The organism is Tsuneonella rigui (genome assembly GCF_003958625.1).
Classification (GTDB): Bacteria; Pseudomonadota; Alphaproteobacteria; order Sphingomonadales; family Sphingomonadaceae; genus Tsuneonella; species Tsuneonella rigui.
The window spans coordinates 59,348-72,666 of record NZ_RSEL01000028.1 but is presented as its reverse complement, the minus strand read 5'-3'; the positions used below and the strand labels follow the sequence as shown (position 1 = coordinate 72,666).

Here is a 13,319-nt window from a genome sequence, read left to right as displayed (position 1 = left end):
TCAGGCGGGCTCGGCCACCAGCGTCCCATCCGCGTAGTCCGCGCGCAGGCGGACCTTGTCGATCTTGCCGGTCGCCGCGAGCGGCATGGCGGCGACTTCGGCCACTTCGCGCGGAATCCACCAGTCGGCGACCTTGCCGCGCAGAAGGTCGAGCAGCGCGCTGCGGTCGCCGGCTTCGTCGCGCTCGATCACCAGCAGCGGACGTTCGCCCCACTTGGGATCGGGGCGGGCGATCACCGCGACGTGGCGGACCGAAGGATGCGCGCCGACAATGGTCTCGATCTCGGCCGGGTTGATCCACTCGCCGCCCGACTTGATCAAGTCCTTGGCGCGGCCGCGGATGGTGAGGTTGCCAGCGCCATCGATCGTCGCGAGATCGCCGGTGTCGAAGTAGCCCTCGGCGTCAAGCACGTCCTCGTCCGAATTGAAGTAGCGCGCGACGACGCTCGCACCCTTGACCTTGAGATGACCGAGACTGTCGCGCTGGTCGGGCAGCGTGACCCCCGCAGCATCGGTCAGCTTGAGATCGACGCCAAGGGGTGCGCGGCCGGCCGCACCAGGGACCGCCGGTTCGCCCGCGGGCGAGATGGTCCCGATCGGCGACAGCTCGGTCATGCCCCAACTGGTCTGCACCCGCGCTCCCAGCCGCGTCTCGAGGCGCTCGATCAGCGCCTCGGGACAGCTTGAGCCGCCGATCAGCACGCGTTCGAGCGAGGGCAGGTCGCCCCCTTCCTGGTCGAGGTGGTCGGCGAGCCCGAGCCAGACGGTCTGTACGCCGACCGCGACCGTCACGCCTTCGTCGCGGATCAGCTTGGCGAGGCTCGCGCCGTCAAGAGTGCGCCCGGGCAGCACCAGCTTGGTGCCAGCCGCGGGCGCGGCGAACGGAAGCCCCCAACCGTTCGCGTGAAACATCGGCACCGCCAGCAGCAGACAGTCGCGTGCGGTCAGCGCGGCGGAGTCCGCCTGCAGCGCGCGCAGCGTGTGCAGGTAATTGGAGCGGTGGGTGTAGAGCACGCCCTTGGGCGACCCGGTGGTGCCGGAGGTGTAGCACAGGCCCGCCGGCGTGTTCTCGTCGAACCGGCCCCAGTCGACCGGAGTGCCATGCTCTGCAAGCAGCGCTTCGACATCGAGGGTGTCACCGCCGCCCGGTCCGTCGAGCGCGATGACGTGTTCGACACCAGGGCACTGTTCGAGCACCTGCCGAGCCAGCGGCAACAGGTCAGCAGAAACCGCCAGGATGCGATCGTCCGCTTCGTTGATCATGACCGCCAGCTGCGCGGCGGTCAGGCGCGGGTTGAGCGTGTGGCAGACGCCGCCCATGCCCATCACGCCGTAGTAGGTCTCCAGGTGGTGGCGGGTGTTCCACGCTAGCGTGCCGAGCCGGTCGCCTTCCTTGAACCCGAGCGCCACCAGCGCACCCGACAGGCGGTTGGCCCGCGCGTAAAGCTCGGCGTAGGTGAAACGAGCTTGGGCCGCGCCATCCTCCGCCCACACCACCTCGCGCGCGCCGAACCACTTGCCGGCGTGGGCGAGGAACTTGTCGACCGTGAGGGCGAAGGTCTGCATCGGTTGCCGCCTGGATCGAGGGCGTCGTCCACCGCCCGTCCCCGCGAAGGGACGGCCGGTGTTCGACAGGATGGGCAGATCAGAAGGCCTTGGTGACCTTGACGCCGTACTGGCGCGGGGCGCCCGCGAAGTAGAGCCCGCTGTTGAGCGCCGCCGGGTAGTGGCGGTTGGTCAGGTTGGTCGCGTAGCCGGTCACCGTCAGCCCATCGCCCGTGTTGAATTCGAGCTGGGCGTTGAGGATGTTGCGTTCCGGAATACGGTCGCCGCGCTGGACGTTCTCGAACAGGGTCGCCCACTGCTTGCCGATGTGGCCGTAGTTGAGGCGCGGGGTCAGCGTCGCCTTGTCGCTCAGCGGAATGGCGTAGGCGATGCCCGCGTTGAAGGTTACCCGCGGGGCATAGGTTTGGTCGCGGCCCTCGAGGTTGATGCACAGCGGGGTGGCGGGGCCGGTGTTGATATCGCACGGCGACAGCGAGAGGGTTCCGCGCGCATCGAGAGCGTAGAACTTGCCGATGCTGCTGTGCGTCAGGTTGAGGCCGAGATCGATGCTGAGGCCGCCGAAGCGCGCTTCGGCCTCGGCTTCCATGCCATAGATCTTGGTCGTGCCGGGCACGTTAACCTCGGTGCCGAACACCGGGAAGCCCGGGTTGGCGATGATCACCTGGAAGTCGTGATACTGGTTGTAGAACCCGGTCAGTGTGGTGCGCAGGTGTCGGTCGGCGAACTCGCCCTTCCAGCCCAGCTCGTACGAAGTAACTGTTTCAGGGCCGAACGAAATAGGTGCCGGAAGACCGACCGGCACGTTCAGGCCGCCCGGTTTGAAGCCGGTTGCAACGAAGGCGTACAGGTACTGCGTCGGGCTTGCTTCGAACCCCAGCGAGACCTTGTACGAGAAGTTGTCCGACTTGGTCGTGCTCTCGGCATCGATCGGCACGCCGAACTGCAAGATATCGACGTGGTTGGTGCTGCGGCTGGCGGTGTAGCGGCCGCCGGCTTCGAGCTTCAGCTGCGGAGTAATCGCGAAGCCGAGCTGACCGAACACCGCGAGCGAACGGTTGGGGTTGGTGCCCTGCAGACGGTACTCGCTGACCGGACCGGGCGCCGACGAGTTGTCGCTGACGAACTGGAACGGCGGCAGGAAGTTGTACTTGTTCCACAGGCCGAACGCGCCGAGCAGGTAGGTTACCCGCGCGGTGTCGGGCGAGATCAGCGACAGTTCCTGGCTGATCTGGCGTTCGCTGACGTTGTCGAAGAACGTGCGGTCGGCGGTCGCGGGGGTGGTCGCCGCGGTGCCGTCGAGGTCGGCGCGGTACTTGGTATTGCCACGCGAGTAGCTGCTGACCGAACGGATCTGCATCCCGTTGTCGAACTCATAGTTGATGCGCAGGATCTCGCGCCACAGCTTGTCGCGCGCTTCCTGCGGGGAGTTCATCTGGATGTCGAACAGGTCGTGGTAGGTCGGATTGGGAGTGCTGCTCCCGATCGGGAAGTTCTTGTAGAAGTCGCGGAACGGCGTCGCCGGATAGGCGCCGAAGTCGAGATAAACGAGGTCGGTCTTGGACAGGACCGACAGCTGCGGCGTGGGCTTCCACAGCAGGCTCAGGCGCCCGGCGATGTGGCGCTGGTCGCCGTTGTTGCCGGTATAGGGCGCGCCGCCGGGGCCGGTGATGTCGAAGAAGCCGTCGCGGCGCATGCCGTAGAGAGCTACGCGCGCGGCGAAGGTGCCGCCGGCCGGAATGTTGACGGCACCCTGAGCGCCGAATTCGCTGAAGTTGCCGACGTTGCCGCTGATGTAGCCGGTCACGCCGCCACCGATGATCGGATCGTTGCTGTTGACGAACACCGCGCCGCCGGTCGCGTTCTGGCCGACGATCGTGCCCTGCGGACCGCGTAGGACCTGGATGTTGGCGACGTCGTAGTACGGTTCCGCGGTGAAGTAACCGGGGAAGGTCGGCGCGCCGTCACGATAGGTGATGACGCCGGTCGCGGTCTGGGTGTTGTGTTCACCCTTGCCGATGCCGCGGACGTTGAAGTCGATACCCTGTCCGAAGTTGTTGACCACCACGCTGGGGGTGGCGAACTGCAGCGTGTCGACGTTGGTCACGCCCTTTTCAGCGAGCTGCGTGCCGCTGATGACCGAGCCCGACAGCGGGGTGGTCTGCAGGTTTTCGGTGCGACGGCGGGCGGTGACGATGATGTCGCCTTCGGCGGCGACCGGGTCTTCCGCCTGGGCCGTCGAGGCGCCCGGGTCCGCCGGCGGAGCCTGCGCGATGGCGACATCGCTCCACATGAAAGCCAGTGCCGAAATGCCGATCAGGCCAATGCGCGATTTCATCGAGAATCCCTCCATCCCTGTCGCGCCTCTGGTCAGGCGCCTGACGCAAACATGCCTCAAATCGGAGTGGGGAACAACACTTATTCACTACCGAGTGAGCGAAAGTGTGCGAAGAGTGAATTAGCCTATTCCGCCCATCCACTTACCGACCTCGGTGTCGGCGAGCGCATCGGCAATGCGGGAGCGAACCTCGGGCCATTCATCCTGCCCGAGCTTGAAGCGCGGCGACACGTGTTCGATCGTCGCGCGGAAGCCGACTATGCGAGCGGCGAGCGTGTCGTAACGATGCTCGATCGCGCCGATGTTCCAGCCATTGGGACCTTCCATCAGAGCGACGACGGCCTCGACGGCGTCGCGGGTCAGGCCGGGGTCGAGCGAGACGGCGCCGGTCAACTTGGCCGAGACGAAATTCCAAGTGGGCGCCCAGTCGTCGATTCCGGCGTGGGCCGGCGAGACATAACCGTTCGCACCCAGGAACAGGAAGCTGGCTCGCGGATCGCCGCGCAGCGCCTCGGTGGCGGGTGCGCGGAGGGGCAGGTGCCCGAGGAGGGACTTGTGGCCGGGCTCGAGCACGACCGGCATCAGGATGGCTGCCGCTGGATCGCCGTGCGGCACGATCCAGCACAGCGGCATTTGCGCAATCAGCCGGGCGACATTGTCCTGACCGACCGCGGTAAAGTCCGCGCTCACGCGGTGAGGGTCCGCCGCAACCAAGCGGACGCGTCGTTCAGTGCGCGGTCGGCGAGCGAAGATATGCTGACCGCCTCCAGGAAGCTGTGCGTCGCACCGCGATAGACCTCCGATGTCACCTCGACGCCTGCGTCCTGGAGTAAGCGCGCCATTTCGCGGTTCTCGTCCGCCAGGATGTCGCATTCGGCGATGCACAGGAACGCAGGCGGCAATCCCTCAAGCTTGGCGTGAAGCGGGCGGGCGAGCGGGTCGATCGAGCGGTCCTCACCGCGGTAGTTGCGCCAGAACCAGTCCATCTCGTCGGGCGTGAGCATGTACTCCTCGCCGCCGTAGCGGGCGTGGCTCTCGCGTGGAGTTTCATCGAATGCGCCGTAGTTGAGCAGCATACCCTGGACGAGCGGCTCATCGCTATCGCGCGCGCGGACCATGCTCGCGAGCGAAAGGTTGGCGCCCGCGCTGTCGCCGCCGATCGCGACGCTGGCGGTATCGAGCCCGCAACTCGCACCGTCCGCGCGCAACCAGGCGAGCACCTCGGCGATTTCCTCCAGCGCGCGGGGAAAGCGCGCTTCGGGCGAGAGGCTGTAGTCGATGCCCACCACCGCGCAGCAAGCACGGTGAGCGTATTCGCGCATCAGCCGGTCGTGGGTGTCGAGGCTGAAGGTCGTCCACCCGCCGCCGTGAATGTAGATCAGCACCGGCAGCGGTGTGTCGAGCGTCGGACGGTGGATGCGCACGCGCACGCCGCTTGGGCCGACGCGCCGTTCCTCGGTCGCGGCCATCGCCGGGCCGCCCGCGCGCCACGGCGATCGCACCTCTTCGGCGACCGCGCGACGTTGAGGCAGGTCGAGCTCCGCTCCCGCGAAGTGCCGCGCATAATCTGCCTGCAGCCGCTCGGCGAAGCGGCGGATTTCGGGATCGATGTCGTCGGCCGGCATGACCGCGCCGCCGGAAATGGTCATGTCGAAACCTTTCGTTGCTTGCTGCGTCGCGCCGCGACCCGCGAGGCGCGCTTCTTCCACCAGACGTAGAGCCCGGTGATCGACTGGCCGAAGGTCACCACGCCCAGCACGAACACCAGCAAGACGGTGACCCAGCCGAAGATCTCACCGCTGTGCAGCGGGTAGACCACCCGGATCGCCCTCAATCCGGCGCTGTCTGTGTAGGGATCGACTTCGTGACGATAGGCACCCGTGTTGCCGTCAAAGTAGTAATCGACTGGGCCGAGATTCCGGTAATCGAGCACCCCATCTGCCGAGAACTTCACCCCGTAGAAGTTCCAGTCGGGCAAGTAGAGCATTGTTGCCGGCCGCCAGTCGAGGCCGACCGATTGGGCATGCCGCTCCGCAACTCCGAGCGCATCGGCGAACGAAAGCTTCGCGGTCGCGCCATCAGGATACGGCGCGTCCTGCTCGAACAGGTCATGCTCGAGCGGCGAGAGCGCGGTCACCGCGGGCGAGTAGGCTTCTCCGAAGAAGTTGAGCGCCGCCGATGTGAGCGCCAGCAGCAGCAGGAAGGGCAACAGCCACAAACCGCTTGCCCGATGCAGGTCGAGCAGCAGGCGCGGCAGTGCGCTCGACCGGCGGAACTGCCAGATGCGCCACCACTTGCTCCAGAACGGCCCGCGCTCCGGGAAGGTGAGGTAGAGCCCGGCAAGGCTGGACACAAACCACAGGAGGGCGACCACACCCAGGAACCAACGCCCCCAAGTGCCCGCCAGCAGGTCGAAGTGCAGCTCGGCGACCTTGGCGACAAATGTGCGGCGGCCGAGGCCTGCATCAGGACTGCGCTCGCCGATGACCGAGCCGTCCGCCGGATCGATGAACACCTCGCTCGCAGGCGGCGCGCTTGCGCCCGGCTTGGCCGCGACCGAAAGCTGGATCGAGCGGTTCGGGCCTGGGTTAAGCGGGAAACTGACGACCTGAACCTGCGGATGCGCCCGCGAGTATGCTTCAACCGCGGCGATCGTCTGGGAAGGCGACGCCGAACTGACGCTAGCCGCGAACAAATCCTGATTCAGCGCGCGGTCGATCGGGCCCCTGAACACGAGCGTGCAGCCGGTGAGCGCCGCGACCGCCAGGAAAACGAGCGTCACCAGTCCGCTGTAGCGATGGATCAGCAGCAGTAATGCACGCATCGGCCTCGCCATCCTTCCCCTAAAGGCATGTCACCTTACCCTCGCGGACAGTTCGCGCCACCGCCGCCCGGGCCGGAGGATATCGCGAAAGGGACATCGATCTCACTTGCAATCAATTCGCAATAGCACCTATGACCGGTGCAGCCCATTTTGACCACCGAAACCGCATCGATGGCCATTTAGGAATAGTAGTCGGCCCGTCTTCGCCGATGCGGGGCGACGATGTGATGTAGCTTGTTCGCGGTTGCGAGCAGCAGAAGAGGGGGCGCTCCATGCGCAAGATTTCCAGGTTCACCGCCACCACCGCCGTCACGGCGATCTCGGCCGTCATGTTCGTCGCGGCCATGCCCGCGCAGGCACAGGACGAACCGGCACCCGCCGACACCAGCGGCGATCAGCTCGAGACGGTCGCCACGACTGACGAAAGCGGCGAGCGCGTGATCGTGGTCACCGCTAAGGCCTACGTGCCGCAAGGGGCGTCGACCGCGACCAAGAGCGACATCCCGCTGGTCGAGACGCCGCAATCGGTCAGCGTGGTCAGCCGCGACCAGATCGACCTGCTCAACTTCGTCGATGCCCAGCAGGCGGTCCGCTACGTCGCGGGCGCGACGGGCGAAAACTACGGCCCCGACCTGCGCTTCGATTTCATCCAGGTGCGGGGCTTTCCGCCCAAGCAGTTCATCGACGGGTTGGCGACGCCGGTGACGACGACGATCTTCTCTAACGGCGTCGATCTCTATGCGTTCGAGAGCCTCGACATCCTCAAGGGGCCGGCGTCTGTGCTCTACGGCAGCGCCCCTCCGGGAGGCATCTACAACCAGACCAGCCGCCGACCTTCGACCGAGTTCGGCGGCGAGGTTTCGCTCAAGTACGGCGAGGACGATTTCAAGCAACTCGGCATGACCGCGACCGGCGCGGCGACCGATTGGCTAGACCTGCGCGCGACTGTGATGGTCCGCGACCGCGATGCGGAGCGGGACTTTGTCCACGCCCAGCGCATCTATGCGGCGCCCGCCGCGACCGTCCACATCGGTCCCGACACGCGCCTGACCGCGCTCGCCTACTACCAGTATGACGACGTGAAGGGCGACACCAACGGCTTCCTGCCGGTGCAGGGCACTCTGCTGCCCAACCCCAACGGGCCGATCCGCCGGGACGTTAATCTGGGTGAGCCCGACTACAATCGCTACGTTCGCGACCAATGGGGTGCGGGCTTCGAGCTGGAGCACGATTTCGGCCGCGATTGGAAGGCCACGATCAACGCCCGCTGGTCCGATTATTCGGAGCGGCAGGACGTGCTCTACAACGCATTCCTCAACGCCGATAACCGGACGATCACCCGCTCGATCTTCCCTTATGCGGAAGACGTGAAGTCGTTCGGGATCGACGGCCGGATGGCGGGCAAGGTCGCCACCGGGGCGATCGAGCACACCATCCTCGCCGGGATCGATCATCGGACGGTCCAAAACGAAGCGTTCTTCGGCTTCCTGTTCGCGGCCGGCGGCACGATCGATATCTACAACCCGGTTTACAACGTCGGCGCGCCCTATCCGCGTCCGGCCGCCGACATCCCCTACGCTGATCAGCACCTGAACCAGACGGGCGCCTACCTGCAGGACCAGTTGGCGATTGGCGGTCTTCGGCTGCTGTTTTCCGGCCGCTACGACTGGGTCGATCTGGAATCCTTCGGCACCGCGAAGGACCAGCACAAGTTCACCTGGCGCGCGGGCGCGAGCTACGTGACGCCGTCGGGCTTCGTGCCCTACATCTCCTTTGGGACATCGTTCGAGCCGACGCTGGGCATCAACGCGTCGGGCGAGGCGTTCCGGCCGACCACTGGTGAACAGTGGGAAGCCGGTATCAAGTACGATGGGCGGGACCTGGGGTCGGACGTCGACCTGCTCGCGACCGCGGCGCTGTTCCAGATCAAGCAGCAGAACGTCGCCAGCGCGTCCTACGGACCGGTTACGGCGCCGCCGCTTGGCGCGACCCAGAGCGGCGAGGTCGAGGTAAAGGGGGCCGAGCTCGAGTTCGTCGCCCGCATCCGCAACCAGCTCGCGATCAACGGGTCCTACGCCTACACCGACAGCGAAGTGACCAAGAGCGAAGTCGCGGTCGAAATCGGTGAGCCGCTGCCGGTAACGCCCAAGCACAAGGCGTCGCTGTTCGCCGACTACACCTTCCAGCGCGGCGGTCTCGGCGGCTTCGGCTTCGGCGCCGGCGTACGCTACGTTAGCAAGAGCGCGGGCAGCTTGCCCGGACCGTTCAACGCGGTGGTCTATACCAGCGACAGCTCGACCCTGTTCGACGCGATCGTCCACTACGACCTGCCGGACTGGCGTTTCGCGATCAACGGCTCCAATGTGTTCGACAAGCGCTACGTCGCGCGCTGCGCCGGGCCCAACAACTGCACCTTCGGGGCGGGTCGCCAGGTGATCGGGACGGCGACCTATAAGTTCTGATCGCGGATACGTCTGACGGAAAGGATACCAATGCGAGGCCGGCGGATTGCGATGGCAATTGCCGGCCTTGCGCTGGCTTTTGCACCCGTTGCAGCGGCGCAGGAGCTGTCGCTGGAGACGCCGCCGCCGGCGCAAGTGTCCGATCAACCCGAGGCGGTGCCGGGCGTGTCCGGGCTGCCGCCGACTCCGCTCGCGAAGCCGGGACAGGTATTGCCGCTCCAGCCAACACGAAGGATTGCCTTCACGGTCGACGAGGCGACCGGGCTGCAACCCGATCTCTCGTCTGACGGCAAGACCCTCGTGTTCGCGATCCTCGGCGATATTTACCTGCTACCGACGAGCGGCGGCGAGGCGCGCCGGATCACGCACGGCCTGCCACTGGACAGCCAGCCGACCTTCTCGCCCGACGGTAGCCGGATCGCCTTCCTGTCCGACCGGTCGGGTGCGGAGAACTTGTGGGTCATGCGCGCCGATGGCTCGGACCCGCGGCAGCTGTCGCTCTACGACGACGATCCGATCTTCGCTTCCCCGGCGTGGAGTGCGGACGGCAAGTCGATCACTGTCTCGCGCTACTGGCCCGACCGCAACGCATATGAGCTGTGGCGGTTCGACGCGGCCGGCGATGCGCGGGGGACCGTGGTGCTGCCGAACCGGCCCGGCGGGCCCGATGATGCGCTCCATCAGGCACTCGGCGCGGTGGCGTCGCGTGACGGGCATTGGCTCTACTACGCCGCGCGCACCGGCGATCTCGATCTCGAAGAGCCGGTCGTGTGGAACGTGGTTCGCGCCCGCCCCGATGGGTCAGAGGCGGAAACGCTGGTCAAGGCGATCGGCGACATCCGCCTCGGCAAGGTTCAGGCGAGCGCCTTCCGACCGTCGATCTCGCACGACGGCAAGCTGCTCGCCTATGCCGAGCGGCGCACCGGCGAGACCTGGCTGCGGCTGCGCGATCTCGCGACCGGCAGCGACCGCGATCTGACCGAACTCGATCCGGACTCGCTGCAGGCCTCGTACTGGAGCGATATCTCCCCGGATTTCGCGTTCACGCCGGACGACAAGGCGCTGGTGTTCTCGAGAGGCGGACATCTGCACCGCCTGACGCTGGCCGATGGAGCCGTTGCGCCCATCGCGTTCACCGCCGCGGTCGAGGCCGAACTCGGTCCGCTCACGCGCGCGCCGGTGCGGGTCGAGACGGGGCCGGTGCAAGCGCGTATCATTCAGGCGCCCGCGCTGTCGCCCGATGGGCAGACCGTGGCCTTCTCCGCCGTCGGCCGAATATACACGATGCCGGTCGCGGGTGGCACGCCGAAGCCGATCGCGCGCACCGAAGCGCCGCAGTTCCACCCGAGCTGGTCGGCGGACGGCAAACGGCTGCTGTTCGTCACCTGGACGGGCCCCGCGGGAGGTCAGGTGTGGGAATCCGATCTGAAAAGGGGCCGCGCGACGCAGTTGAGCCAAGCGGACGCTTTCTACACCCATCCTGTCTATGCGCCCGACGGCAGTGTACTGGTGGTCCGCTCACCCAGCGCGGACCGCCGCGCGAGCTATGTCGAATTCGGTCAGTTCCGCGATGCGCAGCTCGTGCGCTTGGCCGATGGCAAGGTGCTGGCGAGCGGGCGGATGGGCGGAACGCCGCACTTCCTCGCCGACGGCACGGTGCTGCTCAATCGTCCCGACGGCGTCTACGCACTGCCGGGAGAAACCAAGCGGATCGGCGTCTCCGGTCCCAACTGGTACTTCGCCGAAGGACCCGCACAGGCGGACGACCTGCGGGTCAGCCCGGACGGGCGCCACGCGCTCGCGCAGATCGCGCAGCAACTGTATTTCGTCACGGTTCCGGCGGGCGGGGGCGAGATTTATCTCTCAAGTCCGGGCGCCTCCGAGAAGCTGAGCGATTCCGGCGCGGACTTCTTTGGCTGGAGCACTGACGGCAAGACTGTCTTCTGGTCGCTAGGCTCGACCATCTTCCGCCGTGCGGTCGATGGCGGAGGCGTCGCGCGGTCCGAAGCCGTTGTCACCATGCCGCGTGCACAGTCACAAGGGCGCGTCCTGCTGAGCGGTGCCACCGTACTGACGATGGGGCCGCAGGGCACGCTGGCCGATGCCGACGTGCTCATCGACGGCAATCGGATCGTCGTCGTGGGCCAGCGCGGCACGCTCACCGTTCCTACCGGCACCGAGCGGCGCGATGTAAGCGGCAAGTTCATCATCCCCGGCCTGATCGACGTGCATGATCATGTCGCCGATATCCGCCGCGACGTGCTCGATTTTGCGGCGTGGGGACCCGCGGCCAACCTCGCCTACGGGGTCACCACCGTGTTCGACCCGTCGACGCTGACGATCGACATGCTCGCCTACCAGGACGCGATCGACGCAGGCCTCACCACCGGATCGCGCATCTTTTCGACCGCCACCGCTCTGTTTGCGTTCAACGATTTCCGCTCACCCGCCGAGGTCGAGGCGGTGCTGCGGCGCTACCGCGAATATTACGGCCTCTCGAACATCAAGATGTACCGCAGCGGCAACCGGCGGGTGCGTGAATGGATTGCGCAGCAGGCGCTCGCGATCGGCCTGCAGCCGACCACCGAGGGCGCGCTGTCGGCCAAGCTCGACCTGACCCACATCCTCGACGGCTTCTCGGGCAACGAGCACGCGATCCCGCCGCCGGTACTCTACGACGACGTGGTGCAGCTGCTCGCGCGGAGCGGGACGAGCTACGACGTCACGCTCCAGATCACGCACGGCGGTTACCCGGCGCAGGATTACTTCATCGCTCGCGACACGCCGCACGACGATGCGAAATACGCCCGTTTCGTGCCGCCCTGGTTCCGCGACCAGAAGTTCTGGCAGCGCGAGTGGCGCGATCCTTCGGGCTATGTCTTCCCGCAGGTCGCCGCGAGCGCGCTTAAGGTGAAGCGCGCCGGGGGGCTGGTCTCGGTCGGCGCGCACGGCGAGGTGCCGGGGATGGGCACGCATTGGGAGATGGAAGCCTACGCGATGGGCGGCTGGACCCCGTCGGAAATCCTCGAAGCCGCGACGATCAACGGGGCGCAAACTATTGGGCGCGAAGCAGACCTAGGCTCGATCGAGCCGGGCAAGCTTGCCGACCTCGTTATCCTGTCCGCCGATCCGCGCGAGGATATCCGCAATGCTCGCGCGATCGACGCGGTTATGCAGGGCGGTAAGCTCTATGCGGGCGACACGCTGGCGCCGCTGTGGCCCAAGGCCGGCCCGCCGCCGCAATTCTGGTTCACGACGCCGAACTCTCCCTCGGCCGGGCGATAAACGCGCTCGGCGCGAGGCCGAACACGCTGTGGAACGTGGCCGCGAAAGCGCTCGGGCTGTCGTAGCCGACGTCGAACGCCACCGTGGTCACCGGTTGTCCGGCTTCCAGCTTGGGGATCGCCGCCATCAATCGCACCTGCTGCCGCCAGGTCGCGAGGCCCGCGCCGGTCTCCCGGCGGAATGCGCGGGTGAAGGTCCGCCGGCCCATCGCGGCGACCGAGGCCCACGCGTCGAGATCGCGCGGATCGGCCGGGTTATCGATCAGCATGTGGCACACGCGCAGCAGGCGCGGGTCCTGCGGCATCGGCAGGTCGGTCGGGGTGACCGGCATGCGCCGCACCTCCGCGAGCAGCAGGCGCGCGATCTCCCCCTCGCGGCCGGCGAGATCGTAGTCGGGGCTGAAGCGCCCGACCTCGAACACCAGCGCGCGGACCAGTTCCGATACTTCGATCACCCGCGCGGTCTGCGGATCGGGGTCGAGCGCGGGATCGATGTACAGCGTGTAGGAATCGACCGGGCCGCGGCAGCGCACCTCGTGGTCGGTCCCCGCCGGGATCCAGATCGCCCGGCGCGGCGGCAGCATGAACACGCAGTCGGACGCCTCGATCACCATCACGCCCGAGGTGCAGTAAGTCAGCTGTGAGCGCGGATGGCTGTGCGCCGGGTCGATCAGGCCCGCCGGGTACTGGTCCGCGAAGCCCATGATCGGGCGCTGTGCCAGCGGATAGTCAGCGGAATGCTTCATCGGTGCTCGTCACCTGTGACACCGCGAATATCACGCGCATTGCCCGCGCCCGTCAATTGGCACCTGTGGACGAGTGCAATTCCGTTCATGTCGGCTATCACT

Annotated in this window: 8 protein-coding genes; 2 read left to right on the top strand and 6 right to left on the bottom strand. The window is 66.7% G+C overall.

Annotation, left to right across the window (positions count from 1 at the left end):
• The 5 genes from ELY12_RS11920 to ELY12_RS11900 all read right to left on the bottom strand — a co-directional run bounded on the left by ELY12_RS11920 (nt 1) and on the right by ELY12_RS11900 (nt 6,725).
• Nucleotides 1–1,566: an AMP-binding protein gene (locus tag ELY12_RS11920; RefSeq protein ID WP_126176934.1), complete on the bottom strand. Its 1,566-nt coding sequence runs from the start codon at nt 1,564–1,566 to the stop codon at nt 1–3.
• A gap of 79 nt (nt 1,567–1,645) precedes the next feature.
• Nucleotides 1,646–3,901, bottom strand: a complete 2,256-nt coding sequence (locus ELY12_RS11915; protein WP_126176933.1) for a TonB-dependent receptor — start codon at nt 3,899–3,901, stop codon at nt 1,646–1,648.
• A 120-nt stretch (nt 3,902–4,021) separates the two neighbouring features.
• Nucleotides 4,022–4,591, bottom strand: a complete 570-nt coding sequence (locus ELY12_RS11910; RefSeq protein ID WP_126176932.1) for an FMN-binding negative transcriptional regulator — start codon at nt 4,589–4,591, stop codon at nt 4,022–4,024.
• Nucleotides 4,588–5,550: an alpha/beta hydrolase gene (locus ELY12_RS11905; RefSeq protein ID WP_126176931.1), complete on the bottom strand. Its 963-nt coding sequence runs from the start codon at nt 5,548–5,550 to the stop codon at nt 4,588–4,590. The genes ELY12_RS11910 and ELY12_RS11905 overlap by 4 nt, the downstream gene beginning before the upstream one ends.
• On the bottom strand, nt 5,547–6,725 hold the full coding sequence (locus ELY12_RS11900) for a PepSY-associated TM helix domain-containing protein (RefSeq protein WP_164549498.1): 1,179 nt from the start codon (nt 6,723–6,725) through the stop codon (nt 5,547–5,549). Before ELY12_RS11900 ends, ELY12_RS11905 begins: the two co-directional genes overlap by 4 nt.
• Nucleotides 6,726–6,997: 272 nt before the next feature.
• Here ELY12_RS11900 and ELY12_RS11895 point away from each other — a divergent pair, with 272 nt between their 5' ends.
• Together ELY12_RS11895 and ELY12_RS11890 are read left to right on the top strand one after the other, a co-directional pair.
• Entirely contained in the window at nt 6,998–9,187 is a 2,190-nt protein-coding gene (locus ELY12_RS11895) for a TonB-dependent siderophore receptor (RefSeq protein WP_241229840.1), read from the top strand.
• A 51-nt stretch (nt 9,188–9,238) separates the two neighbouring features.
• Nucleotides 9,239–12,472 carry an amidohydrolase family protein gene (locus ELY12_RS11890; protein ID WP_164549497.1) on the top strand — a complete coding sequence of 1,078 codons (3,234 nt, stop codon included), beginning with the start codon at nt 9,239–9,241 and terminating at the stop codon, nt 12,470–12,472.
• Here ELY12_RS11890 and ELY12_RS11885 read toward each other — a convergent pair.
• Nucleotides 12,438–13,217, bottom strand: coding sequence for an AraC family transcriptional regulator (locus ELY12_RS11885; RefSeq protein ID WP_126176928.1), 780 nt, complete (start codon nt 13,215–13,217; stop codon nt 12,438–12,440). The genes ELY12_RS11890 and ELY12_RS11885 overlap by 35 nt on opposite strands.
• Nucleotides 13,218–13,319 lie beyond the last annotated feature (102 nt).

Coding starts and splice junctions, on each gene's coding strand:
- ELY12_RS11885 (WP_126176928.1), bottom strand. CDS start 13,217: ATGAAGCATTCCGCTGACTATCCGCTGGCACAGCGCCCGATCATGGGC.
- ELY12_RS11920 (WP_126176934.1), bottom strand. CDS start 1,566: ATGCAGACCTTCGCCCTCACGGTCGACAAGTTCCTCGCCCACGCCGGC.
- ELY12_RS11900 (WP_164549498.1), bottom strand. CDS start 6,725: ATGCGTGCATTACTGCTGCTGATCCATCGCTACAGCGGACTGGTGACG.
- ELY12_RS11915 (WP_126176933.1), bottom strand. CDS start 3,901: ATGAAATCGCGCATTGGCCTGATCGGCATTTCGGCACTGGCTTTCATG.
- ELY12_RS11890 (WP_164549497.1), top strand. CDS start 9,239: ATGGCAATTGCCGGCCTTGCGCTGGCTTTTGCACCCGTTGCAGCGGCG.
- ELY12_RS11895 (WP_241229840.1), top strand. CDS start 6,998: ATGCGCAAGATTTCCAGGTTCACCGCCACCACCGCCGTCACGGCGATC.
- ELY12_RS11905 (WP_126176931.1), bottom strand. CDS start 5,550: ATGACCATTTCCGGCGGCGCGGTCATGCCGGCCGACGACATCGATCCC.